Source organism: Streptomyces sp. TOM-9 (assembly GCF_056858595.1).
In genome coordinates this window covers 4,270,909-4,294,966 of sequence record NZ_JBXEQB010000001.1, presented here as the reverse complement: position 1 = coordinate 4,294,966, position 24,058 = coordinate 4,270,909, and the positions used below count along the sequence as shown (strand labels likewise).

The 24,058-nt window shown below is 69.8% G+C and carries 26 protein-coding genes, 1 tRNA gene and 3 pseudogenes; 11 read left to right on the top strand and 19 right to left on the bottom strand.

The genetic code is table 11. From position 1 onward, the window contains the following. Positions 1–463: 463 nt before the first annotated feature. Both AC1VWI_RS19865 and AC1VWI_RS19860 read left to right on the top strand, forming a co-directional pair. A complete protein-coding gene (locus tag AC1VWI_RS19865) occupies positions 464–985 on the top strand; it encodes an SMI1/KNR4 family protein (protein ID WP_499512354.1) in 522 nt (173 codons plus the stop codon). A gap of 162 nt (positions 986–1,147) precedes the next feature. Beyond that, a pseudogene (locus tag AC1VWI_RS19860) lies at positions 1,148–1,977 on the top strand (IS5 family transposase). A gap of 16 nt (positions 1,978–1,993) precedes the next feature. On the opposite strand, the gene AC1VWI_RS19855 reads toward AC1VWI_RS19860, so the two are convergent. Then, on the bottom strand, positions 1,994–2,311 hold the full coding sequence (locus AC1VWI_RS19855) for a hypothetical protein (protein WP_499512353.1): 318 nt from the start codon (positions 2,309–2,311) through the stop codon (positions 1,994–1,996). Positions 2,312–2,344: 33 nt separating this feature from the next. Here AC1VWI_RS19855 and AC1VWI_RS19850 point away from each other — a divergent pair. Both AC1VWI_RS19850 and AC1VWI_RS19845 read left to right on the top strand, forming a co-directional pair. Then, a pseudogene (locus tag AC1VWI_RS19850) lies at positions 2,345–2,480 on the top strand (replication initiation protein); the annotation flags it as partial. A 2-nt stretch (positions 2,481–2,482) separates the two neighbouring features. After that, positions 2,483–2,836 (top strand): annotated as a pseudogene (locus AC1VWI_RS19845) (tyrosine-type recombinase/integrase); the annotation flags it as partial. 226 nt (positions 2,837–3,062) lie between these two features. On the opposite strand, the gene AC1VWI_RS19840 reads toward AC1VWI_RS19845, so the two are convergent. The 8 genes from AC1VWI_RS19840 to AC1VWI_RS19805 form a co-directional block, all read right to left on the bottom strand. Then, complete coding sequence (locus AC1VWI_RS19840; RefSeq protein WP_499508794.1) at positions 3,063–3,950, bottom strand: IS3 family transposase; 888 nt, start codon at positions 3,948–3,950, stop codon at positions 3,063–3,065. Then, entirely contained in the window at positions 3,947–4,246 is a 300-nt protein-coding gene (locus AC1VWI_RS19835; RefSeq protein ID WP_499508795.1) for a transposase, read from the bottom strand. The genes AC1VWI_RS19840 and AC1VWI_RS19835 overlap by 4 nt, the downstream gene beginning before the upstream one ends. Before the next feature lie 1,164 nt (positions 4,247–5,410). Beyond that, the gene (locus AC1VWI_RS19830) at positions 5,411–5,824 is read right to left on the bottom strand and encodes an SCO4402 family protein (RefSeq protein WP_499512352.1); all 414 of its coding nucleotides are present in this window, start codon (positions 5,822–5,824) and stop codon (positions 5,411–5,413) included. Between the two features lie 448 nt (positions 5,825–6,272). Beyond that, positions 6,273–6,788 (bottom strand): Imm1 family immunity protein, encoded by a 516-nt coding sequence (locus AC1VWI_RS19825; protein WP_499512351.1) that lies wholly within the window; start codon positions 6,786–6,788, stop codon positions 6,273–6,275. A gap of 520 nt (positions 6,789–7,308) precedes the next feature. Then, the gene (locus AC1VWI_RS19820; RefSeq protein ID WP_499512350.1) at positions 7,309–7,545 is read right to left on the bottom strand and encodes a hypothetical protein; all 237 of its coding nucleotides are present in this window, start codon (positions 7,543–7,545) and stop codon (positions 7,309–7,311) included. Between the two features lie 99 nt (positions 7,546–7,644). Further along, positions 7,645–8,154, bottom strand: a complete 510-nt coding sequence (locus AC1VWI_RS19815) for a hypothetical protein (protein WP_499512349.1) — start codon at positions 8,152–8,154, stop codon at positions 7,645–7,647. A 212-nt stretch (positions 8,155–8,366) separates the two neighbouring features. Beyond that, positions 8,367–8,439, bottom strand: a tRNA-Arg gene (locus tag AC1VWI_RS19810). A gap of 89 nt (positions 8,440–8,528) precedes the next feature. Next, the gene (locus tag AC1VWI_RS19805; RefSeq protein ID WP_499512348.1) at positions 8,529–9,011 is read right to left on the bottom strand and encodes a MarR family winged helix-turn-helix transcriptional regulator; all 483 of its coding nucleotides are present in this window, start codon (positions 9,009–9,011) and stop codon (positions 8,529–8,531) included. Between the two features lie 103 nt (positions 9,012–9,114). Here AC1VWI_RS19805 and AC1VWI_RS19800 point away from each other — a divergent pair, with 103 nt between their 5' ends. From AC1VWI_RS19800 to AC1VWI_RS19790, 3 genes are all read left to right on the top strand, one after another. Then, positions 9,115–9,525, top strand: coding sequence for an organic hydroperoxide resistance protein (locus AC1VWI_RS19800; protein ID WP_499512347.1), 411 nt, complete (start codon positions 9,115–9,117; stop codon positions 9,523–9,525). Between the two features lie 253 nt (positions 9,526–9,778). Beyond that, on the top strand, positions 9,779–10,408 hold the full coding sequence (locus AC1VWI_RS19795; RefSeq protein ID WP_499512346.1) for a TetR/AcrR family transcriptional regulator: 630 nt from the start codon (positions 9,779–9,781) through the stop codon (positions 10,406–10,408). 121 nt (positions 10,409–10,529) lie between these two features. Next, positions 10,530–12,041 carry an MFS transporter gene (locus tag AC1VWI_RS19790; protein WP_499512345.1) on the top strand — a complete coding sequence of 504 codons (1,512 nt, stop codon included), beginning with the start codon at positions 10,530–10,532 and terminating at the stop codon, positions 12,039–12,041. A gap of 94 nt (positions 12,042–12,135) precedes the next feature. Here the strand turns inward: AC1VWI_RS19790 and AC1VWI_RS19785 are convergent, their stop codons facing one another. Then, positions 12,136–12,903, bottom strand: coding sequence for a dioxygenase family protein (locus AC1VWI_RS19785; protein WP_499512344.1), 768 nt, complete (start codon positions 12,901–12,903; stop codon positions 12,136–12,138). A gap of 9 nt (positions 12,904–12,912) precedes the next feature. Beyond that, the gene (locus AC1VWI_RS19780) at positions 12,913–13,560 is read right to left on the bottom strand and encodes a GTP cyclohydrolase II (RefSeq protein WP_499512343.1); all 648 of its coding nucleotides are present in this window, start codon (positions 13,558–13,560) and stop codon (positions 12,913–12,915) included. Between the two features lie 102 nt (positions 13,561–13,662). Here AC1VWI_RS19780 and AC1VWI_RS19775 point away from each other — a divergent pair, with 102 nt between their 5' ends. Beyond that, on the top strand, positions 13,663–14,163 hold the full coding sequence (locus AC1VWI_RS19775) for a MarR family winged helix-turn-helix transcriptional regulator (protein WP_499512342.1): 501 nt from the start codon (positions 13,663–13,665) through the stop codon (positions 14,161–14,163). A 12-nt stretch (positions 14,164–14,175) separates the two neighbouring features. Here AC1VWI_RS19775 and AC1VWI_RS19770 read toward each other — a convergent pair whose 3' ends face one another. Next, positions 14,176–14,703, bottom strand: a complete 528-nt coding sequence (locus AC1VWI_RS19770) for a GNAT family N-acetyltransferase (RefSeq protein WP_499512341.1) — start codon at positions 14,701–14,703, stop codon at positions 14,176–14,178. Positions 14,704–14,892: 189 nt separating this feature from the next. Between AC1VWI_RS19770 and AC1VWI_RS19765 the strand changes: the two genes are divergently transcribed. Together AC1VWI_RS19765 and AC1VWI_RS19760 are read left to right on the top strand one after the other, a co-directional pair. Continuing rightward, on the top strand, positions 14,893–15,879 hold the full coding sequence (locus AC1VWI_RS19765) for a sigma-70 family RNA polymerase sigma factor (protein ID WP_499512340.1): 987 nt from the start codon (positions 14,893–14,895) through the stop codon (positions 15,877–15,879). Positions 15,880–16,055: 176 nt separating this feature from the next. Then, entirely contained in the window at positions 16,056–16,265 is a 210-nt protein-coding gene (locus AC1VWI_RS19760) for a hypothetical protein (RefSeq protein WP_499512339.1), read from the top strand. Positions 16,266–16,277: 12 nt separating this feature from the next. On the opposite strand, the gene mscL is transcribed toward AC1VWI_RS19760, so the two are convergent. Both mscL and AC1VWI_RS19750 read right to left on the bottom strand, forming a co-directional pair. Beyond that, positions 16,278–16,760, bottom strand: a complete 483-nt coding sequence (mscL, locus tag AC1VWI_RS19755) for a large conductance mechanosensitive channel protein MscL (protein ID WP_499512338.1) — start codon at positions 16,758–16,760, stop codon at positions 16,278–16,280. Positions 16,761–16,946: 186 nt separating this feature from the next. Next, the gene (locus AC1VWI_RS19750) at positions 16,947–17,543 is read right to left on the bottom strand and encodes a hypothetical protein (RefSeq protein ID WP_499512337.1); all 597 of its coding nucleotides are present in this window, start codon (positions 17,541–17,543) and stop codon (positions 16,947–16,949) included. Positions 17,544–17,760: 217 nt separating this feature from the next. Between AC1VWI_RS19750 and AC1VWI_RS19745 the strand changes: the two genes are divergently transcribed. Beyond that, entirely contained in the window at positions 17,761–18,444 is a 684-nt protein-coding gene (locus AC1VWI_RS19745; protein WP_499512336.1) for a helix-turn-helix domain-containing protein, read from the top strand. Between the two features lie 45 nt (positions 18,445–18,489). Here AC1VWI_RS19745 and AC1VWI_RS19740 read toward each other — a convergent pair whose 3' ends face one another. The 5 genes from AC1VWI_RS19740 to AC1VWI_RS19720 form a co-directional block, all read right to left on the bottom strand. Then, on the bottom strand, positions 18,490–19,350 hold the full coding sequence (locus AC1VWI_RS19740) for a universal stress protein (RefSeq protein ID WP_499512335.1): 861 nt from the start codon (positions 19,348–19,350) through the stop codon (positions 18,490–18,492). A gap of 121 nt (positions 19,351–19,471) precedes the next feature. Beyond that, the gene (locus AC1VWI_RS19735; RefSeq protein WP_499512334.1) at positions 19,472–20,485 is read right to left on the bottom strand and encodes a zinc-dependent alcohol dehydrogenase family protein; all 1,014 of its coding nucleotides are present in this window, start codon (positions 20,483–20,485) and stop codon (positions 19,472–19,474) included. Between the two features lie 121 nt (positions 20,486–20,606). Continuing rightward, positions 20,607–20,924: an FmdB family zinc ribbon protein gene (locus AC1VWI_RS19730; RefSeq protein ID WP_499512333.1), complete on the bottom strand. Its 318-nt coding sequence runs from the start codon at positions 20,922–20,924 to the stop codon at positions 20,607–20,609. Between the two features lie 66 nt (positions 20,925–20,990). Beyond that, positions 20,991–22,364: an MFS transporter gene (locus AC1VWI_RS19725; RefSeq protein WP_499512332.1), complete on the bottom strand. Its 1,374-nt coding sequence runs from the start codon at positions 22,362–22,364 to the stop codon at positions 20,991–20,993. A 173-nt stretch (positions 22,365–22,537) separates the two neighbouring features. Further along, positions 22,538–24,037, bottom strand: coding sequence for a potassium/proton antiporter (locus AC1VWI_RS19720; RefSeq protein WP_499516862.1), 1,500 nt, complete (start codon positions 24,035–24,037; stop codon positions 22,538–22,540). Between the last annotated feature and the right edge of the window lie 21 nt (positions 24,038–24,058).

Genomic DNA, 24,058 nt, shown 5'->3' with positions numbered 1-24,058 from the left:
GGCCCGCCACGGCCGGGAGGGCGCTCTCGCATGAGGCCGGTGTGGAGAGGCTTTGGGCTGGGGCTGCCATGGGGCGAGAGATCGGGGCCCGTAAGCTTCCCGCGACTCGGGCAGTCTCTGGACCTGCCCGCAATAGCCCGATGTGGGCCCCGATCCTCGAGGCTCGCTCCATGGTGGCTGCCTAAAGCATCGGAGCGCCAGCCGACCCAGTCATCGCGGTTCTGACCTCATGGCCCTCGGGCCTACCTATGTGGGCGCGCGGCGGCGGACGGCGCGCCGAGCGGGACGGAGGCAGGAGCGTGGGCGCGGCCGGACGCGGGCCGCGCGCCCGGCGGAGCGTGAGCGACTCCGGGTGCCTTGATGAGGTAGAGAAATCGGTAACAAGTACTGTGGTCTGACCCGCCTCCCGTTGCCCCACTGGCAAGATCGCGATCTACGGCTGGAGTGCCAGAAGGGTATGGCGATGGCAACGCTTGCGGAGATCGAAGCCCTGTTGGGTGAGTCCCGGTTCAACTGGTCGGATCCGGCTCCGTGGATGGCCTTGGAGCAGGAACTTGGTATCGAGTTTCCTGCGGACTTCCGTGAGATCGTCGACGCCTACGGTTCAATCGAGATCAACGGGCAGTTGTATCTGAAGCATCCCGCCGATCATCTTCTGCACAGTCTGGGCGAAAAGGTCAGGGAGGATCTCGAGTTCTGGCGTGAGGAGGACATGGCGGAGTTCCTGCCCAGTCCGGTGGGGGCGAGCCCCGGTGAGTTGATACCGGTGGCGACGGCCACGACGGGCGAGGCGGTTTTCCTTCGCGTTCCCGACGACCCCTCGTCGCCCTGGCGCGTCGTGGTCCAGGAGTTTGACAGCCCGGCCTGGACTCTCTACGTGATGACGTTCGGCGAGTGGCTGTTGGCTTACCTCAGGGGTGAGGACGTGACCGTGTGTTCTCGCAACCGTGCGCCTGGCCGCCCGTTCTACGAATTCCTGCCCTGACAATGGCACGGTCCCGTTGGCAGATGTGGAGCCAACGGGCCCGCTCCGCGAACGCAAGGTCGTGAGACCGGGCAGCGCCGCAAGACCGAGCATGTAGTAGACCGGCGACGCTCACTAGAGCGTGTCGTCAAACGATCTTGCCTGGTGGATCATGGTCCGGTGATACGTCGCCATGAACTGTCAGACGCCGAGTGGGAGTTCGTCCGGCCGCTGCTGCCCCATGCCGAGTCGGGGCGGAAGCGGCTGGACGACCGCATGGTCCTGAACGGGATCGTGTGGAAGTTCCGGACTGGGTCCGCCTGGCGGGACGTGCCTGAGCGATACGGGTCCTGGGCCACCTTGCATACCCGTTTCCGCCGGTGGGCTGCAGACGGAACCTTCGACCGGATGCTGCGGGCAGCCCAGGCGAAGGCGGATGCTGCCGGTGCCGTCGACTGGATGGTGTCCGTCGACTCCACCATCGTGCGGGCCCACCAGCATGCCGCCGGGGCCCGAAAAGGGGGGCCCACAACCCGGGGCTCGGACGGTCCCGCGGCGGCCTGACCAGCAAAATCCATCTCGCCTGCGACGGACTGGGCCGCCCGCTCGGCTTCACGATCACCGGCGGCAACACCAACGACTGCACCCAGTTCACCGCCATCATGCAGGCCATCCGCGTGCCCTGGATCGGACCTGGCCGGCCCCGAATCCGGCCCTCGCACGTCATCGGCGACAAGGGCTACAGCTCACGGGCCATCCGCACCTGGCTGCGTGAACGGGGCATCGCGCACACCATCCCCGAGCGCGTCGACCAGATCCGCAACCGGCGCCGCCGCGGACGCCGCGGTGGACGACCCCCGGCCTTCGACAAGGCGGTCTACAAGCGCCGCAACGTCGTGGAACGCTGCTTCAACCGCCTCAAGCAATGGCGCGGCATCGCCACTCGCTACGACAAGACCGCTCAGTCCTTCCAGGCCGCCGTCACCCTCGCATCACTTCTGATGTGGGCCTGACGTTTGACGACAGGCTCTAGGCCATGGGATGCGGGCCCACACCGAGCAGCTCGACAACCCAGAAGTCGCCGCACGTGAGTGAGAGGCTACGGATGTTGGCGCTGCCGACCCCGCCGGTTGGCAGGCGTACCTCCAGCGGTCCCGGCTTCAGCGCCCACTCTGGGCTGATGCCAGGTGCCTCGCTGCGGGCGGCCTCAGCGGTCCCCTCCCAGCCCGTACGGGACTCGCGACTTTCGGTTCTGGCGTGCTCGCTGAGGTGGACCTCGGTGAAGTCGATGCCGCCAACCGTGGCGGGTCCGTCGTAGCGGCTCAGGCTGAGTGAAGTCTCGGACATATCTCCAGCTTGACGCAGGTTGCGCCGGCGGCCGTGGCTGACGCCGCGGCGCCTGCGGCACCGATCCGCTGACCCTGGTCGACGCGCTGCGGGTTGCAACGACCCCGGGTTTGAGCGCTTGCACGAACAGGTGCAGCGCACTGGAGGCTGCGCCGACCCGATCCACCTGGCTTCCCGAGCGAACTGCTGTCGGACGTTCAGTGTCACCCGACACCTACGCCCGGCCCGGCCGGGACGGTCACGTCTTCCTCGGCCCCCGGGGTGGGCAGTTGCGGCGGAGCAACTTCCGGGACGACTGGATCCGCGCGCGCTCCAAGGCGGGCATCACGGCGGACGTGCACTTCCACGATCCGACACACGGGGAACACCCTGGCCGCCTCCGGCGTGAGCCTGCGGGACCTGATGACCAGGATGGGCCACAGCACTCCGCGCGCCGCGTTGATCTATCAGCACGTGGCAACGGCCGAGATCGCCGATCGGCTCGGGTCGCTGATCCGCAAGGCGCGAGGTGACGTGGACTCGTAGTGGACGTCGTGGCACGGATGTGGCATCACCGTGGTCACGAGAAAGGGCCAGTTCCGGGGATCAAGCCCCTGAACTGGCTCTTCGCCATGTGCCCCAGGCAGGATTCGAATCTGCGACACCAGCTTCAGGAGTTCGTTCGCCGGGGTTTGCCGTCTGCCACGAGAGGCCGGCAGCTAGCAACCCAGCACCCTGGTGAAGTTTCCCCGTGATCTCGGACACGTGATCGTTATGCCGCGAGCGTGTGCTGCTGACGTTGCCTGGTCTCGGCCGGGGTGAGGTAGCCGAACGTGCGGTGCTTGCGTAGGCGGCGGCGGTTGTAGAAGGTCTCGATGAAGGAGAAGACCTCGGCGCGGGCGGTGGCCCGGTCGGGCCAGGTGCGGGTGCCGATCTCTTCCTTGAGCAGGGCCCAGAAGCTCTCCGCGGCGGCGTTGTCGAAGCATGATCCGGTGCGTCCGCAGCTCTGCCGCAGCCCCAACCTCCCTATGCGCTCACGGAATTGGGTCGAGGTGTATTCGCTGCCGCGATCGCTGTGGACCACGCAGCCGGGCTCGAGTCCGCCTCGGCCGTGCGCCATGTCGAGAGCGTCGACCACCAGCTCGGCGCGGTGGTGGTCGGCCATGGCGTAGCCGACGACTTCGCGGGTGGCCAGGTCCAGCCAGCAGGCGAGGTAGAGCCAGCCCTCGGCGGTGGGCAGGTAAGTGATGTCGCCGACCAGCTTGGTCCCGGGGCGTTCGGCATGAAAGTCGCGGCCGATCAGGTCCGGGGCCGGCTTCGCTTTCGCGTCCGGCCGGGTCAGCGAACGCCGTCTGCGCCGGGTGACGCCGCGGATGTCGCGTTCACGCATCACGCGGGCGACGCGCTTGCGGTTCACCCGTCGGCCCAGGCGGCGCAGTTCGGCGTGGATGCGCGGGACGCCGTAGGTGTGCCGGGAAGCGATGTGCACCACGGTGATCTCGTGTGCGAGTGCGTCGTCGGCGGCCCGCTTGGCACGGCGGGCGGCCTCGCCCTCGCACCAGGCGTAGTAGGAGGACCGGGCGACCTTCAGCACCCGGCACAGCAGAATGATCGGATAGTTCGCCTTCTCCGTGTGGATAAACCGGTACAGCTCGCTCACCGGTCGTTCTCCTTCGCGAAGAAGGCCGTCGCTTTTTTCAGGATCTCGATCGTCTGCTGCTGTTCGCGGACCTCCTTGCGCAGCCGCTTGAGCTCCTCGCGCTCGGCGCTGGTCAGCTCACCGGACTTGCCCTCGCCCTGGTCTGCCTTCGCCCGGCGGTACCAGCCGCGCAGGGACTCGGAGCTGATGCCGAGTTCCCGAGCGACGGCAGTGACCGTCTTGCCCGAGGAATCAACGAGCGCGATCGCATCCCGCTTGAACTCCTCGGTGTAACGCTTCGTGTACTTACTTCCCACCTGGTGCTACTTCCTCTGGAACCTCAAGATCCCAGTCTCCAGGTGTCCACGATCGAGGGGAAGCTTCACTGGAGCGCCGCCGACGTCCGCGCGTATACGGCTTCGTTGCCGTCATCTTCTGCCGTCAGGATCCCGCGCAGCACCGCAACAACGCAGCACCGAGTTGGGTTCGCCGTAGTGACGGTGAGCGCTGAGCTTGGGAATCACCGGGTCTGGCTTGTCTGAGACTGGTCGTGACCAGCTACGTGACCGCATCCTGCACAGAGCGGTTGAGCTCGCCGACGACTCCGATTGGCCGTGGCTCACCAACTGATCGGGCACGCATCGGGCACGGGCTTACGAACTGGTCCGCGAACTGACCGCCCGCCGCCGGCGATGGGACAGGATACGACGACGAGTGCCGCGCCGAAGGAGGGGACCGTAGGGCCGCAGCTCCCGTCGCATGGCCATGAGGCAGAGTTCTAGCTCTGGTTGGTTTTCATAGCGGTACCCGGGGTCTTCCTGGTCGAACGCTTCATCGCCCTGTGCCGGAGGGGTCCGCCAGGTGCTCTGGCGGAAGGGTCCGCCCAGTCTGCGGGTCTCGCGCACGAGATCCGTGTACGCCATGGCTACGATCCGGGATTCCAATTCGAGCAGGGCACGGGAGTTCTGCATGTTCTCCAGTGTCGTGTATGTCAGTTCTCCGAGAGCCGCCCGAGTCTCCTCGTCACTGCGGGCGCGCCACCGTATCCGGTACGGAAGATCTTGGTAGGCCCGAACTGCCGCTAGAGCGCTTGCGAAAAGGTCGCGCCGCTGAGTTCGCCGGCTGGCGTACTGGTTGGCCAAGTAGCCCAGGACCGTCGCTAGTGCCGCCACGCCAGCGGCCAGCAGCGCAACCTGATTCGACGTTTCCAACGCGACCTCCCTCGGCAACGAGACGCAGAGTATCGAGAGGTTCACCGGGCATCCACGGGTCAGGGCGAAGAGGGCCCGGTCGGCGTGCACGCCTTCCAAGTCTGTTGGTCCAGGTCAGCGGGCTATCCAGGGCAGTACGCCTGTGCCCGCGCGGGTTCGACGGGGAGGCTTGGGTCTGTTGCCGTACCCGGGCAGACGGCCCCGGACGCTGGTGAATGAGACGGAAACTGAGACGGGGCGGCAACAGGGCTGCCAGCCCTATTACTCACGCTATGACTCGTCGGTGAGCCTGGCTTCGTGTAGGGAGGCAAGTTCGCCTAGGTCGTTCGCGACCATGACTTGCGCGAGTCGTCCGGCAACGGCCACAACCTCGGGCCATGCGGTTGCCTGGAGGTACTCCGCGTCGGCGTCGTTGGGGGCCTCGGCCTCTGCGGCCTTGAGTGCACCGCACAGTTGCCGCATGAGATCGACCCCTTCATCGGTCCCCAAGCTGATGCCGAGATAGCGATCTGGGTGGTCGGCGTCGCAGAAGTCATCGAAGAGTGTGTGGAAGATGTGGTCCAGATTCTCGAAGGTTGACGGATCCAGCCACACGTCCCGCTGCCACGGAGGGTTGGCCAGGGCCAGGACCGCCGGCACGAGGTTGACTCGGAAGTTCGCTATGCGCTGGCTGTCTTCGCTCACGAAACCGAGAGTAGCGACCATCCCACCCGCGGACTGACTGAGCAGCAGGACTCTTTTATCTCTGTGGACGCTGAGCTTGGGAATCACCGGCCCTTGCGGCACAGGTCGTGCTCTGAACAGCGTCAACGACAGCTGGGGCGAGCCATTGAGCTCGCCCCAGCAACCGTCGTTGACCGTGGTTTACCGCCCTCTCGGGCACGGAACGGGCACGGCGACCTTCTGATCCGTAGCTATAGCCAGACCGGTCAGCAGGGGCCATAGAGGTCACCGGGAGGTCCCTCGAGACCGGTGTCGACCGCTGGGGGGCCCCGGAGTTGCTGTCTTCGCTGCTGTACAACAGGCATCCGGGCGGGCGCGCCGTGTCTACCCCAGGGGACCAGCACCGCAGATGCAGCCAGCCGAGGACAGGCGCATGCCGTGGCCTCAAAGGGACGAGTTCGTCGTGGGGCTATAAATCGCGGTCTGCACGCCTCCCACTTACCTCACCGAGCGTCCATTGTACGCACTCGGGACGAATGCCTGTGCGTACACGGCAGAACTCCTCGACAGCAGCTTCGATTTGTTCGGCTGGCAGCGTGCTGCGCAGATCGAACCAGTAGGGTTCTTCTGGATTCGATACTACTCCCGGATCAAAATCGGGAGGGTTGGGGTTATCGGAGACCCAGATGTTGTCCAGGACCTCGTCCGTCTCTGGGCCAGGGTACCCCGCATTCACGAACCAAATCAGACCACCGTAGCCGGTCTCTTTATTAATGGAGACCACAAGGAAGTTGTTCGGCATATCCGCTCTATCCACGTGCCGGCGGTCCGACCACGCAAACCAAGCGGTGGTGCCCGGGAACCAATGTTCGCCTTGCTGGTTCCAGCCCTGTAGGGAACCCATAGCCTCTGCAACCACCGAGGAGATTTCGTCGCCTGTTTCAGCGAACCACTGGCGATCGCCGCAAGTTACGTTGAGAATCATCGTGCCTCGCATTTTACGAAGCTGGGCGTTGAGGGCTAGTGCTGGGGCGGCTCGGGATGGAGTCCACGCACCCGCGTAGGCTGTCGCGAGGTGAGGCCGCCCGCACGGTAAAGCACGGGACCCGGGGTGCGGACAGGGTCGTCTGCCTCATCCATCTGACTTCGTCGCGGTGCACACCCAGTTTGGAAGACTGAGGCTGCGGACCGCGCCTCACCTGGGCGGACGCTGACCTGCGGCAAAGCGACCCCGTCACCGCTGTTCCCGGTGGGTCCCCATTCGACACCGCCTAACCTGGCACGGCTGTGGCACGCCGATCCCCTCGACGCGAACTATGGGCACGACGGTCGCTGAGGTCTGCCCGGCACGCCGGCCAGTCGCCTGGGGCTGGTGATGGTTGGCCGTGGGCGCGGAGGTTGCTGTACTTCGCTGCTGTACACCGCCCGTTTGCGGGGAGCCGTGTGCAACCTGAGACTGTGCTGCGAGAGCTACGCGCGGAGCTTCCCGCGAGATCTGGCGGCCGTCAGTCGGTATCAGCGAGCCAGGATCGTGCGTCCTCAAGTGCAGCTGCTGTGAGGGCGGGGGACAGTTCTGCGGATGCCCAGACCTCTAGTTGGTCATCAGGTGCTTCGAATGAGCGCGACACAGCAATCTCCAGATCGCCACCCAGCTCCGCATATTCCATGGTCCAGCAGTCATCGATGATGTTGGTGAATCGAGTTACGACAAAGCGCCTTCCGGCCAGTGTCACGTCACGCATGGTCGTTCATCTCCGCCCGGCAACGGCCAGTTCTTCTGGAAGTGATGCGGGAGCCCGCTGACCTGGGCCCGCCTAGGCGATCAACCCCGTGACGCGGGCTCAGTGCCTCGAGGCTGACGACGCTCGGTTCCGCAGCAGTTCGTGAACAGCGAGGACGACATCGCTGGTGATCTCTTCCCACGGGGTTGACCAGTTCTCGTTCCAGTCGTCGAGCGCGATGGCGCACGAGACGATGGGCTCCAACTCAGGCGGATACCGGAGTTCACTGGCTGCTTCGGTCCAGATCATGTCCGCGCCGGTTGCGGGGTCGAGCGACCCATCGGCGATCTGCTCGGCAAGCCAGTAGGCCAGTTCCCAACGAGCGGCAGTCGGATCCGCCGGTGGTTCGAAGACGAAGCCGAGCTCGTCCATCACCTGATCGAACAGCTCGGACGCTTCGGGTTCCTCGCGCCGCCCGAGGCCGGCAAGGAGTGGCAGCGACGGCGTGTCCACGTCGGCCAGGAGGGCGTCGAGAGCCGCTGCGATGAGCCGATCAGAGCCCACGGGCCGTCCGAACGCACGCGACCGCGCGAGCATCCTCAGCTGCCTGACGGCCTCGTCCTTGGTCACGTCCGCACCCCCTTGTCGACCATGCCGGACCGGCATCGTGTCACGTCGGTAGAGCTCGGTCGCAAGCGGTTTTGGGGCACGACACGGCAGGCGGAAAGACCACATCCAGAGGCGGAAGACCAGCGCGATAGCTGCCGTCGACCGCTGCCGTTGATGTCGAAAGTGGATGTCAAAGGCCCCGGACCTTGATCGGTCCGGGGTCTTTTCCCTTGTGCCCCAGGCAGGATTCGAACCTGCGACACCCGCTTTAGGAGAGCGGTGCTCTATCCCCTGAGCTACTGAGGCGGAGGCGTGGGACAGCCTAGCGGATGAGGGTCAGGGGTGTGCCGGCGATTGCGCCGGGTGCCGTGGTGTGTGGCGCCCCGCGAGGGGCGTCAGCCGCAGGGCGGGCCGTCGTCGAGGTCGGCGGCGGTGAGGGCCGCGGTGAGGCGGTCGACGCGGGCGCGGAGGTCGTTGATCTCCTCCAGGTCGAGGCCGGTGGCGGCGGAGATGCGGAGCGGGATCTGGAGGGCCTTGGCGTGCAGCGCGGTGCCGGCGTCGGTGAGGTGGACGGTGACGGAGCGCTCGTCGTCGGTGGAGCGCTCGCGGCGTACGAGGCCGGTGGCCTCGAGGCGCTTGAGGAGGGGGGAGAGGGTGCCGGAGTCGAGGCGCAGGTGCTCGCCGATCTTCTTGACCGGCAGGGCGCCGTGTTCCCAGAGCACGAGCATCACCAGGTACTGGGGGTAGGTGAGGCCGAGGTCCTTGAGCACGACGCGGTAGACGCCGCCGAAGGCGCGCGAGGCGGCGTGCAGGGAGAAGCAGATCTGGTTCTCGAGCCGGAGGTGGTCCCCGGCGCGGGCGGGCGCGGTGGCGGTCATGGGTCCAGGGTAGCCCGACCGTCCACGTTTTAGTTGTGTGCAACTCAGTTGTGTGCTCTACTTGTCGTCAACGGGATCGCAACCGATCGAAAGAGGACGTTCCATGGACGCGCTGTACACCGCTGTCGCCACCGCCAACGGCCGTGACGGGCGCGCCGTCAGCTCCGACGGCCAGCTCGACCTGGCGCTGGCCATGCCGCCGGCGCTCGGCGGCAACGGACAGGGCACCAACCCCGAGCAGCTCTTCGCCGCCGGCTACGCCGCGTGCTTCGCCAGCGCCCTCGCCCTGGTCGGGCGGCAGGCGAAGGTGGACACCAGCGAGATCTCCGTGACCGCCGAGGTGACCATCGGCAAGGACGACACGAGCTTCGGCCTGGCCGTCGTGCTCCGTGCCGAGCTGCCGTCGGAGCTGGAGAACGAGACCGGCCGCACCCTGATCGAGCAGGCCCACCAGGTCTGCCCCTACTCCAAGGCGACCCGGGGCAACATCCCGGTCGAGCTCGTCGTGGAGTAAGCGGAGCAGGCATCGGCAGGAGCGGAAGGGCCCCGGGCGCGCGGTAGCGTCCGGGGCCCTTCCCGTGCGTGCGGGACCGGACGGTCCGGGAGGCCCCCCAAGCGCTGCCGGAGCCACCCGCATTGATTGTGACTCAGCTCACAAGCGACCCTGAAATATCCGGGGAACGGCTCCCCGTTTACACCTACGTCGCACAAACGGGGACTCGCTCCCCGGAACCGAGCGCCACCGAGGACAGAGAGGAGTACCCGTCATGGCAGTCGTCGCCACGAAGCTCCGCGCGGACGCCACGCGCAACCGCGAGCGGATCATCGTCGCCGCCCGCGAGGTGCTCCTCGAGCACGGTACCGACGCCCCGCTCGACGAGATAGCCAAGCGGGCGGGTGTGGGCAACGCCACCGTCTACCGGCACTTCGCCGACCGCCAGGAGCTCGCGCTCCAGGTGGCCCTGTCGGTGACGGACAGGATCACCCGGCGGGCCGAGGAGGCGCTGGCGCAGGAGCCGGACGCCTTCGACGCGCTGCGCCGCTTCGTGCACGAGGCGGCCGACGAGCGCGTGGGCGCGCTGTGCCCGATGCTCTCCACCGGATTCGGCAAGGGGGACCCGCGGCTCGAGGAGAGCCGCATACGCTTGGAGCACGCGATCGAGGAGCTGATGGCCGCCGGGCGGCGGTCCGGACGGCTCCGCGCCGACATCGACGTCGGCGACGTGATGGTGGCCGTCAGCCAGCTGACGCGGCCGCTGCCCGGTAAGCACTGCGGCAGCATGGAGCGCTTCATCCGCCGTCATCTGCAGTTGTTCGTGGACGGCCTGGAGGCGCCGGCGCGCTCCGAACTCCCGGGTGACTCCGCCACTTTCGAGGACCTTCGGCAATGTCGCTGAGTTCCGCCTGCCGAACGGGCGCCCCCGCGTAATTCACTCGCCCACAACATTTCTGTTACGTACCGTATGTCCTCTTCGTCTTCAATGTCGTCATCTCTTCGTACCGTTAGTGAGTTCATCCATGCCTGATCTGGCACACGCCCAGCGCTGGAAGGCGCTGGCCTTCATCGCGATAGCCCAGCTGATGGTCGTCCTCGACGGCACCATCGTGAACATCGCCCTGCCCTCCGCCCAGACCGACCTGGGCATCTCCGACGCCAACAAGCAGTGGGTCATCACGGCCTACGCACTGGTCTTCGGCGGCCTGCTGCTCTTCGGCGGACGCATCGCCGACCTGTGGGGCCGCCGCCGCACCTTCGTCACCGGCCTGATCGGCTTCGCGGCTGCCTCCGCGATCGGCGGCGCCGCGGCCAACGAGGGGGTGCTCTTCGGTGCCCGCGCTCTGCAGGGTGCCTTCGGCGCGCTGCTCGCGCCGGCCGCGCTGTCGCTCCTCGCGGTGATGTTCACCGAGGCCAAGGAGCGCGCCAAGGCGTTCGGCATCTACGGCGCCATCGCCGGTGGTGGCGGTGCCGTCGGCCTGATCCTCGGTGGTGTGCTCACCGAGTACCTGGACTGGCGCTGGACGTTCTTCGTCAACATCCCCTTCGCCGCCGTCGCCGCGTTCGGTGCCATGCGCTTCGTCCACGAGCCCGCCGGCAGCCGCAACAGCAGCGGCCTGGACATCCCCGGCGTCGTGCTGGCCACCGCCGGTCTGGTCTCGCTGGTCTACGGCTTCACCCGCGCCGAGACCCACGGCTGGAGCGAGGGCACCACGATCGGCCTGTTCGTGGCCTCGGTCGTGCTGCTGGTCGCGTTCGTGGTCGTCGAGGCCCGCGTGAAGGCCCCGCTGCTGCCGCTGCGCGTGGTGACCGACCGCAACCGCGGTGGCGTCTACCTCTCGCTGGGCCTGGCCATCATCGCGATGTTCGGCCTGTTCCTCTTCCTCACCTACTACCTGCAGGTCGTCCAGGGCTACTCCGCGCTGAAGACCGGCTTCGCCTTCCTCCCGATGATCGCGGGCATGATCGCCGGTTCCACGCAGATTGGCGCGCGTCTGATGACCCGCGTCCGTCCGCGCCTGCTGATGACCCCGGGCTTCCTGGTGGCGGGTCTGGGCATGCTGCTGCTGACCCAGCTGTCGGTCGACAGCTCCTACGCGGGCCTGGTCCTGCCGGCCGAGATCCTGCTCGGCCTCGGCATGGGTACGGCGTTCATGCCGGCCATGAGCCTGGCCACGCACGGTGTCGAGCCGCGTGACGCGGGTGTCGCCTCCGCCATGGTCAACACCTCGCAGCAGGTCGGCGGTGCCATCGGCACGGCGCTGCTGAACACCATCGCGGCCAGCGCCACCACCACGTGGGTCGCCGCACACGCTGCCGAGGCCCGTACGCTCGGCAAGCAGGGCTTCGTCAACGCCGCGGCCGTGCACGGCTACTCCACCGCGATCTGGTGGGCGGTCGGCATCCTGGCCCTGTCCGCGATCATCGCCTTCACCTTCATCACCACCACCGGTGGCGGCGGTGTGGTGGCGGCGTCCGGCACCAAGGACGCCGAGGGCGCAGAGGAGGTCGCCGTCCCGGTGATCGCCCACTGACGGACGCGTCGACGACGACGGCACGCCGGAGACGGCGAGTACGGCGAAGGGCCCCGCTTCATGGGAGGAAGCGGGGCCCTTCGCGTTGCGGAGACTACCGGCCGAACTGCACGGACCGTTTGGCCAGGCCCATCCAGAAGCCGTCGATGACGCTGCGCTGGGCGCCGAGGTCGTCCTCGGCCGCGCCCATCGTGACGAAGAGCGGTGCGAAGTGCTCGGTCCTGGGGTGGGCGAGCCGCCCGGCGGGGGACTTGTGCTCGAAGTCCAGCAGGGCGTCCACATCCTGCCCGTCCAGCGCGCGGTGCCCCCAGTCGTCGAACTCCGCCGACCAGCCCGGCACCCCGCCGGCGTGCCGCAGCGCGGCCAGATTGTGGGTGAAGAAGCCGCTGCCGACGATCAGCACGCCCTCGTCGCGCAGCGGGGCGAGCCTGCGCCCGACGTCCATGAGTTCCTGCGGGTCGAGCGTGGGCATCGAGACCTGCAGCACGGGGACGTCGGCGTCCGGGTACATCTCCACGAGCGGGACGTACGCCCCGTGGTCCAGGCCGCGGTCGGGGATGTCCTGGACGGGAGTGCCCGCGCCGCGCAGCAGCTTGCGCACCGAGTCGGCCAGCGCGGGCGCGCCCGGGGCCGCGTACCGCACCTCGTAGTAGTGGCGGGGGAAGCCCCGGAAGTCGTAGACGAGCGGGACCGTGGTGGTGGCGCCGAGGGCGAGCGGGGCCTCCTCCCAGTGCGCGGAGACCATGAGGACCGCCGTGGGGCGGGGGAGCCCGGCGGACCAGGCGGCCAGTTCGCCGGGCCACACCGGGTCGTCGGCGAGCGGCGGGGCGCCGTGCGAGAGGTAGAGGGCGGGCATGCGCATGGGGCCTCCTCAGGCCGGGAGGTCGAGGGTGTGGTGGGTGTGCTCGGCCTTGGCGCGCAGGTAGCGCACGTTGTCCTCCGACAGGTGGACCCCGGTCGGCACCCGCTCGGTGATCGTGACGCCCAGCGCGGACAGCTGCGCCGCCTTGTCGGGGTTGTTGCTGAGCAGGCGGACGGCGTCGACGCCGAGGGCGCCGAGCATCTGGGCGGCGGCGGTGTAGTCGCGTTCGTCGTCGAGGCGGCCGAGGGCGCGGTTGGCGGCGTAGGTGTCCAGGCCCTCGTCCTGGAGGGCGTACGCGTCGAGCTTGGCGTACAGGCCGATGCCGCGGCCTTCCTGGCGCAGGTAGAGCAGGTAGCCGCCGGCCTCGGCGATGCGCTGCACGGCCTCGCGCAGCTGGGGGCCGCAGTCGCAGCGCGCGGAGCCGAAGACGTCGCCCGTCAGGCACTCGGAGTGCGGGCGGACCAGCGGAGACGTCGCGCCCTCGTGAGGGCCGAGGCCGAGCGCGATGTGCTCCTTGCCGTCGGCGAGGCCGGTGAAGGTGAAGACGTCGGCCGGGGTCGTCCAGCCGTCGGGGAAGGTCAGGGGGATCCGCACCCGGGTGCGGGTGGCCGCGCGCGACGGGGCGGGGGCTGCGTCCGGTGCGGTCGGGGTCGTCATACGGCTCCCTCGCCTGAAGAGTTCCTTGAAGTTTCAAGCTGGCAAGGGGGAACGTACCGGCGATTGCTTGAAAGTTCAAGGTCGAATTCGTAGAGTGGGAGGATGACGACGAGAGCCCCCGAACCCCGCTGGCTGAGCGAGGAGGAGCAGCGCGCCTGGCGCGCGTACATGGCGTCCACCCAGCTGATCTCGGACGCACTCGACCGGCAGCTCCAGCGCGACGCGCGTATGCCGCACGCGTACTACTCGCTGCTGGTGTGGCTCTCGGAGACCCCCGACCGCCGGATGCGCATGACGGAGCTGGCCGAACGCTCGAAGATTACGCGCAGCCGGCTCTCCCACGCCATCTCCCGCCTGGAGGAGAACGGCTGGGTCCGTCGCGAGAACTGCCCCTCCGACCGGCGCGGCCAGCTCGCGGTCCTCACCGACGAGGGCTTCGCAGCGCTCGCCGCGGCCGCTCCCGGCCATGTGGAGGCGGTGCGCGGGGCGATCTTCGACCGGCTCTCCGAGGAGCAGGTGCGCCAGCTCGGCGAGATCTGCCGGGTCATCGCCGAGGGCCTGCAGCCGCAGAACGGAGCGGTGGACCTTCCCTGGCTGCGCTGAGCGCGCGCCGGTTCAGGTCAGGTCCTTCTCGTACCAGGCGACGTCCCAGTAGCGGCCGAACTTCCGGCCGACCTCGCGGTAGACGCCCAGCGGGCGGAAGCCGAAACGGGTGTGCAGGCGGACGGACGCCTCGTTGGGCTGCGCGATCCCGGCGTACGCGCGGTGCAGGTCCTCGCCCCGCAGGGCCTCGAAGAGCGCCGTGTAGAGCAGGGTGCCGACGCCGCGGCCCCCGGCCTCCGGGGCGCAGTACACGGAGGTCTCCACCGAGGTGGAGTACGCGGCCTTCGGGCGGAACGGGCTGCTCGTGGCGTATCCGAGCAGTGCGTTCGTACCGTCCTGTTCCGTCCCGTGGGCAACCAAAAGGCGGTGCGGTCCGTCTTCCGGGTGGGAGAGCAGCCAAGGGCGGCGCTGTTCCGGGGAGAAGGGCTCCAGGTCGAATGTGACCGGTGTCTCACGGACGTAGTGGTTGTAGAGGTCGGTGAGGGCCTGCAGGTCCTCTTCCCCACCCGGCCTGACCTGCACTTCGACGGACTCGGGCAATGATCCACCTCCGGCTGTGGCCGGACAGGGTACTGCAAGATCGTAAAAAACGGGGCGGCGCTTGGGAATTGTGTCCGGATTCCAGTCGTTATCTCTTTTCGAGTGGGCAGCCGAAAGGCACGCGTGAAGCTGCTGGAGGGGCAGCTCACTCAATCCGACACCCGACCGAACCTTCGCAAGGGAGCACGCATGGCAACCCGTGCCGTCGCCCGCAGCACCACCGGCGGGAACAGCAGCGCTCGCGCAGGCCACGGCGAGATGGCCGACCGCGACCTCGTCGGCATGTACCTCGACGAGATCGCGCGCACGCCGCTGCTCGACGCCGCGCAGGAAGTCGAGCTTTCCAGGGCGATCGAGGCCGGCGTCTACGCCGAGCAGCTCCTCGCGGGCGAGGAGCTGGGTCAGGGAGCGGACGCCGACCGAGAGGAACTGGAGACGATAGCCGCCGCGGGTGCGCGGGCCAAGGACGTCTTCATCCGTTCCAACCTGCGCCTGGTCGTCGCCGTCGCGCGACGCTATCCGCGCAGCGGCCTGCCGCTGCTCGACCTCATCCAGGAGGGAAACGCAGGCCTGGTACGCGCCGTCGAGAAGTTCGACTACACCAAGGGCTTCAAGTTCTCCACGTACGCGACGTGGTGGATCCGTCAGGCGATCACCCGGTCCATCGCGGACCAGTCGCGCACCATCCGGCTCCCCGTCCACCTGGTGGAGGAGCTGGGGCGGGTGCGCCGGGTGCAGCGCGAGTTCAACCGCGAGCACGGGCGCGACCCGGAGCCCGCGGAGATCGCGGCCGAGCTCGGCTCCACCCCGGAACGGATCTCCGACGTACTGGACTGGGCGCGCGACCCCGTGAGCCTGAACATGTCGGTGGATGACGAGGGCGAGACCCAGTTCGGCGATCTCGTCGAGGACACGTCGGCGGCCTCGCCGGAGGACTCCGTACTCGTCATGCTGCGGCGTGAGGAACTGGAGGATCTGATCGACCGGCTCGACGACCGGACGGCGTCCATCATCCGGGCGCGGTACGGGATCGTGGACGGCCGTGAGCGCACGCTGACCGAGGTCGGCAAGCAGCACGGGCTGACGCGTGAGCGGATCCGGCAGATCGAGAAGCACGCGCTGGCGGACCTCAAGCGCATGGCGCGCGCAACCGGGCTGTCCATCGAGGCGGCCTGACGTCAGGCGGGCGCCGCTGCAGGCGCCCGCGCCACCACAGACTCGAGCCCCGGCGCCACCCCCCTGTGCCGGGGCTCGACCCTTTCCCGGGCCGGCCCGGTCGTGCGTCGCCCGCGTGCGTACTGCCGGGCCTTCGTCGCGGCCGGGCGTGTGGACGGCCCCGTACCCTGGACGGCATGAGCAGCACCCCCGACCCCGCTACGGGGCCCGCCGCGGCCCCGGCCCCGCAAGCGCCGCGCGAGCACGTGCCGGCGCTGGTCTTCGACGACCCGCTGGACCGGCAGTCGTCCGACGACACCGACACCGGGTGGGGCGAGCGCCCCGGCCAGGGTGGTGCGGGAGATCTCGCGCGCTTCCTCGACGAGAAGCCCCCGCACCACATCTGAGGCGGACGGTCGCTACGGATGCGTCCGGTTGGTACCGCTGTGGCCGCCGTAGGGGGAGGGGATGCCGGGAGCGCCGCCGTGGCCCTGCTGCTGGCGGGCGAGCAGGTCGCGTATCTCGGTCAGCAGCTCCAGCTCCGTCGGGCCGGCCACCGCCGCTTCCTTGCCCTCCTTGCGCCGCTCGTTGAGCTTGTTCATCGGCAGGATCAGCAGGAAGTACACGACCGCCGCCGTGATGAGGAACGTCAGTGCCGCGCCGGCGACCGCGCCCCACAGGAGGCCCACGCCCTTCGTGAGCTCGCCGTTGACGACGGTGCAGGGCGACTCGATGCAGAGGGTGTAGCCGTCGAGGTTCTTGGTGCCGATGGCACCGATCACCGGGTTGATGAGGCCCTTCACGAACGCGTCGACGATCTTGCTGAACGCGGCGCCGACGACGACCGCCACAGCGAGCTCGACGACGTTGCCACGCAGCAGGAAGGCTTTGAAGCCCTTCAAGGGACGATTTCCTTTCGAAGAACGACCGTGCAGTTCGGCCCGGGGACCCGTGGGGCCTGGTGGTGTCCGCCGGGCGCCGCCGGCGTGGGGGCCGGCGGTGACGGAGGTGGGTGAGCGGTTCGGCCTCCGAGGGTAAGGGGTGGCGCCGCGGGCCTCCCCGCCGGTTGCCTTTCTCACGGAGTGCGGCTAGCGCAGCGCCACCGCCAGGGGCGAGGTGGCCGCGGCGCCGGACAGCGCCGCCGCCGTCCGGCGCGGGACCGACAGCACGATGAGCGCACCGCCTCCGAACCCGCCCCCGTCCACGCCGGTCGCCCCGCCACCCGGGGCGCCGTCGGCGGAGGAGGGCACGGTCACCACGGGCGCCCCGCGGGCCACCACGCGTGCCGCCGCGAGGATGTCCACCCGGTCACCGGGCCGCAGCAGCCCGGCGGCCGCAGCGTCCGCGATGCGCACCGGCGCCCGCACCATGTCCCGCGCGGCCGCGGCGGGCGCCGGAGCGGGGCCCTCCCGCCCGGCCCGGCCGTGCTGCGGATCAGTACGGGGCGCCGCGGCGGCCAGCGCGGCCGCGGTCATCGCCAGGCCCGCGGCCATCATCCGCCGCCGCCGGCGCAGCGCGCGCCGCAACCGGTGCCGCCCGCCACCCGCCCTGATCGGTGCGAACACCGGAACCACGCACGGGGCGGGCGCGCCCACCCCCGCGCCCGCCGGCGGCACCGGCACGTCACCGCCGTCCGTCCACAGCGCGCATCCACCGCTGTCCACCATCTCGACCACCCCCGTCATCGGGCCCTCGTCCGCCGGCGCATCCGGCCTGGCAGGACCACCATGACGCATCGCGGCGCCGCCCCCCGGCGGCCTGTGGAGTACCGACCGGTTGTGGATAACTCGGTCACCCGTTCGAGGGGATGGACCGGGCGGGTCTGGCGGCGCGGCGCCCGCGGTGGTGTGCTTGCTGGTAACGAACCGAAGCGTCCGAGCCCGAGAGCGGGAGGTGGTCGACGTGCCCAGGCAGTCATTGCGCGACGGCCCGTCCGAGAGGTCGAGAGCCCATCCGGGGGACGTCAGCCGTCGCGTCGCGCAGCGGCGGGAACAACTGGGGCTCAGCCGCGAGGAAGTGGCCGCCAAGGCCGGTATGACGCCGAGCTACGTGCGGTACGTGGAGGAGCAGTGCCATCACACCATCGGGACCAACGCCCTGCTCCGGCTCGCGGGGGCGCTGCGGACCACCGCCAGCCACCTCCTGGGGGGCGACGCCGAGCACGTCCCCGGGGAGACGGAGGCCGTCGGCCCGCCGGTGATGGAGGAATTGCTGTCGCAGGAGTGCTGGACCCGGCTCTCCGGCCATGACGTCGGCAGGATCGCGCTCACCACCTGCGGCGGCCACCCCGCGGTCGTCCCGGTGAACTACGCGGTCGTCGACGGGGCCATTGTCTACCGCACGGCCGCGGACGCGCCCCCGTCCCTCGCCCAGGGCAGCGAGGTCGCCTTCGAGATCGATCAGCTCGACGCCTGCCTCAGCGCGGGATGGAGCGTGCTCGTCCTCGGGGTCGCCGAGCACGTCGTCGATCCCGAGGACGCCCGCGTCCTGGAGGCCCACCCCGGCCCGTGGTCCGGGGGTGAGGACGATCTGTGGATACGCATCGTCCCCACCCACATCACGGGCAGCCTCATACGCACCGCGTAGCGCGCGGAGAGGCCTTCGCGGTCCGCCCGCCGAGGGGTACCGGGGTCAGGCGTGGTGGAAGACGGCCACGGGACAGTGTGCGTGGTGCAGCACGGCGTGGGTCACATGGGCCAGCCGGCCGCTGGAGCGCTGATGCCGTCGGGCACCTGCGACGAGCAGATCGGCATGGGCCGAGGCATCCACCAGGGCACCGCTCGCGGAGGAGGCCTTGACCAGGTCCACGGTCACGGTGATGTCCGGATACTCCTCGCGGATCGTGTCGGCGACATGCTGCTCCGCCGCTGCCTCCCGGTCACCGACGGACGTGGCGTCGTCCAGCCCCGGCACCATCTCGCCCACGGCCCCGAGCAGGCTCCATGCGGTCAGGAGACGCAGGGTGGCCTTCCGCAGCCGGGCCTCGTCGGCGGCGAAGCGCACGGTGGCCAGATCGGTCTCGTCCCGGATCCCGACCAGGACGACACCGGTGGAGGGCTGCTCGCTGCCCCGCACGACGACCACGGGCCCGCGCGCCTGGGTCGCCACCCGCAGCCCGACCGAGCCCAGCAGCAGTGCGTGGAAGCCACCGCGTCCACGGCAGCCGACGACGGTCAGGCCCTCCGCCAGGGACTGGTCCAGCAGACTTTCGGCGGGCTTGCCCTTGCCGAGTGAGGTGGAGACCGCCAGGTCCGGATAGCGGCCGGTGGCCGAAGCCGCCGCTTCGTCCAGCAGGGCGCGGCCTCCGTCGAGGACCAGCTGTGCGGTCTGGGGGGACAGGGCTCTGCCGGAACGGGTCTCGATGCCGGCCGCGTGCAGGATGTGCAGCGGGCGATCGCGCAGCACGGCCTCACCGGCGGCCCACATCACCGCAGCGGTGGCGCGGGGCGAGCCGTCCGTGCCGACCACGACCGGTCCGTGGGTGGTGTCCATGGCGGTGCCTCCTTCTCGCTGTCGCTCGGCTCCGTCCCCACCCGTCCCGTCTCCCCACCCGTCCCCCCCACCCGTCCCGTTCGGCACCACCCACGGCACCACCCACGGCCCCGCCCACCTCTCAGCCCGGCACCAGGACCGCCGCACCGTTGATGCGGTCGGCGGCCAGGTCGGACAGCGCCCGGTCCGCGTGGTCCAGGGGATAGGGGGTGGCGGTTACCCGGATCCCGATCCTGGCGGCCAGGGCCAGGAACTCCTGTCCGTCCTGTCGTGTGTTGGAGGTGACGCTGCGCAGACTGCGTTCCTGGAACAGATGGCGCTGGTAGTTCAGTGCCGGGATGTCGCTGAGGTGGATGCCCGCGATCGCCAGCGTGCCGCCCCGGTCCAGGGCCTCCAGGGCGGGCTGCACCAGGTCGCCGACCGGGGCGAAGAGGATGGCCGCGTCCAACGGCTCCGGTGGCCGGCCCGCCGCCGCGCCCGCGGAGGCGGCACCGAGCTCCAGCGCGAGCTCCCGCGCCGGCTCCGACCGGGTCAGTACGTGCACGGTCGCCCCCTCGGCCAGCGCGACCTGGGCGGCGATGTGCGCGGACGCGCCGAAGCCGTAGATGCCCAGCCGCCCGCCGGCCGGCAGGTCGCTGCGGCGCAGGGCGCGGTAGCCGATGATGCCCGCGCACAGCAGGGGCGCCAGGTGCACGGCGTCGCGGCCGTCGGCGTCCTCGGGCAGTGCGTAGGCGTAGTCCTCGGGCACGGTGGTGAAGTCGGCGAAGCCGCCGTCGGCGTCCCAGCCGGTGTAGAGCGAGTACGGGCACAGGTTCTCGCGGCCGGTCAGGCAGTAGGCGCAGTTCCCGCACGTGCCGCGGAGCCAGGCGACGCCCACCCGGTCGCCCTCGGCGAAGCGGCAGGCCTGCTCGCCGGTGCCGATGACCCGCCCCACCACCTCGTGTCCGGGGACGGTCTCCCGGCGGTGCGGCGGCAGGTCCCCCTCCGCCAGGTGCAGGTCGGTGCGGCACACGCCGCACGCCTCCACGCGCAGCAGCAGTTCACGCGGTCCGGGCACCGGCTTGGGGCGTCCGACGCGCACCAGTGGCTCCGTGACCATGGGTCCGGGCCGGTCGACGACCCAACCACTCAGCATGTCTCCAGTCTGCGACCGGAGGCCTCGGCGCTGCAGCACGAAACCGGTCGTGTGGGCACGCCGAAGGCCCCCGTCGCCCGCGACGGGGGCCTTCACCAGGCGAGGGTGCCGTGGACTCCGCTCAGGCGGCCGAGGTGCTCGCCGAGCTGGAGGAGCCGCTGGAGGAGCCGGTTGAGCCGGCCGAGCCGCTGCTCTTCGAGTCCGAAGAGGACTTCGACTCCGAGCCGCTGCTCTTGGCGGCCGGCGTGCTGCTGGACGACGAGCCGCGACTGTCGGTCCGGTAGAAGCCGGATCCCTTGAAGACGACGCCGACCGCGGAGAAGACCTTGCGCAGCCGGCCGTTGCAAGCCGGGCACTCGGTCAGCGGGTCGTCGGTGAACTTCTGCACCGCCTCGAGGCCCTCGCCGCAGGCGGTGCACTGGTACTGGTACGTCGGCACTTGCTCCTCCTGGCACTCTGACTCATTGAGTGCTAACGACGGTCAATAGTGCAGCATTCCGAGGCCTCAGTCCACCGTGACCGGCTCTCGGTGACCGATGCCACTGCCGTGGCCGGTTCCGGCGCCGCGCGCCGCGACCACTTCGGGCTGCCTCGGCGCGAGCCGATCACGCAGCACGAGCAGCGTGACGAGTGCCAGGCCGGTGCCCACCAGCGGCACGGTGAACCCGGCGCTCGCCCCGAGCCCGTCGGCCAGCCGCCCGGCGGCGGTGGCGGCCGCCGCCTGGCCCAGCGCCACCGCGCCGGTCAGCCAGGTGAAGGCCTCGGTACGGATCCCCGCCGGCACGAGTGCGTCGACCAGGGTGTAGCCGGTGATCAGGGCCGGGGCGATGGTGAGTCCGACCAGCAGCCCGAGCCCGCCCAGCAGCGGCACGGCGTGCGCCGCCCACAGCATCGAGGTGGCCAGGGACAGCGCCGTGTAGCCGACCACCATGCGCCGCTTGGGTCCGGACTTCCAGGCGACGGCGCCGCACGCGATGCCAGCGAGCATGTTCCCGGCCGCGAACGTCCCGTAGAGCAGGCCGTTGATGCCGGGCCTCCCGATCTCCTGCGTGAAGGCCGTCATGGAGACCTGCATGCCGCCGAAGACGGCGCCGATCCCGAGGAAGGCCACGGCCAGCCCCCGCACACCGGGCACGGTCAGCGCCGAGGCCTCCCGCTTCCGGGCCCCGGGGACGGACCGGGACGGTGCGGGCGCGGTCCGCCGCTGCGCGGCGAAGAGCAGTCCACCGGCCAGCGTCAGCACGGCCTCGGACAGCAGCCCGGCCGCCGGGTGCACCCCGGTGGCCAGCGCCGTGGCCAGCACCGGCCCGATGACGAAGGTGAACTCGTCCGTGACCGACTCGAAGGCCGCCGCCGTCTGCAGCAGCGGCGACCCGGCCGGCAGCGTGGCCGCCCAGCGGGCCCGCACCATGGGCCCGACCTGCGGCACCGAGGCGCCAGTGGGCACCGCCACCGCCAGCAGCGCCCACAGCGGCGCGTGCGCCAGCGCCAGCACGGCGAGCAGCGTCCCGGACGCCGCGTGGACGAGCACCCCGGGCAGCAGCACGGCGCCCTGGCCGAAGCGGTCGGAGAACTTGCCGCTCAGCGGGGCGAACAGCGCCATGGCGACGCCAGTGACGGCCGAGACGGCACCGGCGGTGCCGTAGGAGCCGGTGGTGTGCTGCACCAGCAGCACGATGCCGATGGTGAGCATCGCGAAGGGCTGGCGCGCGGCGAACCCGGGCAGCAGGAAGGCCCACGCACCCGGCGTGCGCAGCAGCTGCCCGTATCCCGGGCGCGCCGCGGTACGGGAAGGACGGGGGGAACCCGACGGATGGGAGGAACCCGAAGGACGGGAGGATCGGGACGAACGGGACGTACGCGTGACCGTGGATGCCACGGCCGGGCCTTTCCGCCGCCTGGTAGCGCACCCTGGACGCCTTGGTCGCGTTCCTGTGCGCCGAGAGCTGTCCTCTCGCGCATGACCGAGGTAGATACCGGGTCTCTCCGGCCGCCGGGCGGTCGCGCCAGCTCTGCGTCAGGCAGAGTTGGTGGTGACTGTCGTCAGCCATGTTAACGGCCGGCCCCACCGCCCGATTCCAGCCATCCGGCCAGCTTGCCGCCGCGTCCCACCGCCCGCAGCCGGGCTTCCGCCTTGTCCCGCACCGGGTCGGTAGCGACGACGAGAAGTTCGTCACCGTGCCGCAGCACCGTCGTCGGCAGCGGGACGAAGCTCCTGTCCTCGCGGACGACCAGGGTGACCGCCGCGCCCGGGGGCAGGCGCAGTTCGCCGACCTCCACGCCGTGCATGCGCGAGTGCTCCGGGATCCGTACCGACAGCAGGTGTCCGCGCAGCCGCTCCAGGGGCGCCGACTCGATCCCCAGGTCCTCCGCGGCCCCCGGGTCCCCGAGCCGGAGCCGGCGGGCGACCCACGGCAGGGTCGGACCCTGCACGAGGGTGTAGACGATCACCAGGACGAAGACGATGTTGAAGATGCGCTCGCTCTGCCGGACGCCCGCCACCATCGGGATCGTCGCCAGGACGATGGGCACCGCCCCGCGCAGCCCGGCCCAGGACAGCAGCACCTGGTCGCGGAAGGGCGTGCGGAACGGCAGCAGGCTTGCCGTCACCGACACCGGCCGCGCCACCACCGTCAGGACCAGGCCGACCACCAGCGCCGGCACGATGTCGTCGCCGAGTTCGTGCGGGGTCACCAGCAGGCCCAGCAGCACGAACAGGCCGATCTGCGCCAGCCAGGCCAGCCCCTCCGCGAAGCCCCGGGTGGCCGGGCGGTGCGGGAGCTTGGCGTTGCCCAGCACGACGGAGGCGACGTACACGGCGAGGAAGCCCGAGCCGTGCGCGAGCGCCCCGCCCGCGTAGGCGAGGACGGCGATCGCCAGGACTGCGATCGGGTAGAGGCCGGAGGCGGGCAGCGCGACGTGGCGCATCGCGAACGCGCCGAGCATGCCGACGGCCAGGCCGACCGCGGCGCCGATCGCCAGTTCCAGGGCGATCTCGCCCAGCAGCAGCCCCCAGTTGTGCACCGGCCAGTGCTCGGAGAAGGCGACCACCAAGATGACCACCGGGGCGTCGTTGAAGCCGGACTCCGCCTCGAGCACACCGGTCACCCGGCTCGGCAGCGGCACCCTGCGCAGCACCGAGAAGACGGCCGCCGCGTCGGTGGACGAGACGACCGCGCCGATCAGGAGCGCATGCCGCCAGTCCAATCCGACGAGGTAGTGCCCCGCCGAGGCCGTGATGCCGACGCTGACCGCGATGCCGAAGGTCGCCAGGACCGCCGCCGCCGGGACCGCCGGTTTGATCTCCCGCCACTGGGTGCCGAGACCACCCTCGGCCAGAATCACCACAAGTGCGGCATATCCCAACACTTGTGTCAATTCGGCGTTGTCGAAGGCGACTCCCAGTCCGTCCTGTCCTATTGCGACGCCAATGCCCAGATAGAGGAGCAGGCTGGGCAGGCCGCTGCGCGAGGAGAGGCGCACGGCGACCACCGCTATGAGCAGCACGAGGGCGCACACCAGCAGGAGTTCATTGAGGCGGTCGACAGTCAGGAGCCGGTCCTTCCAACGAAG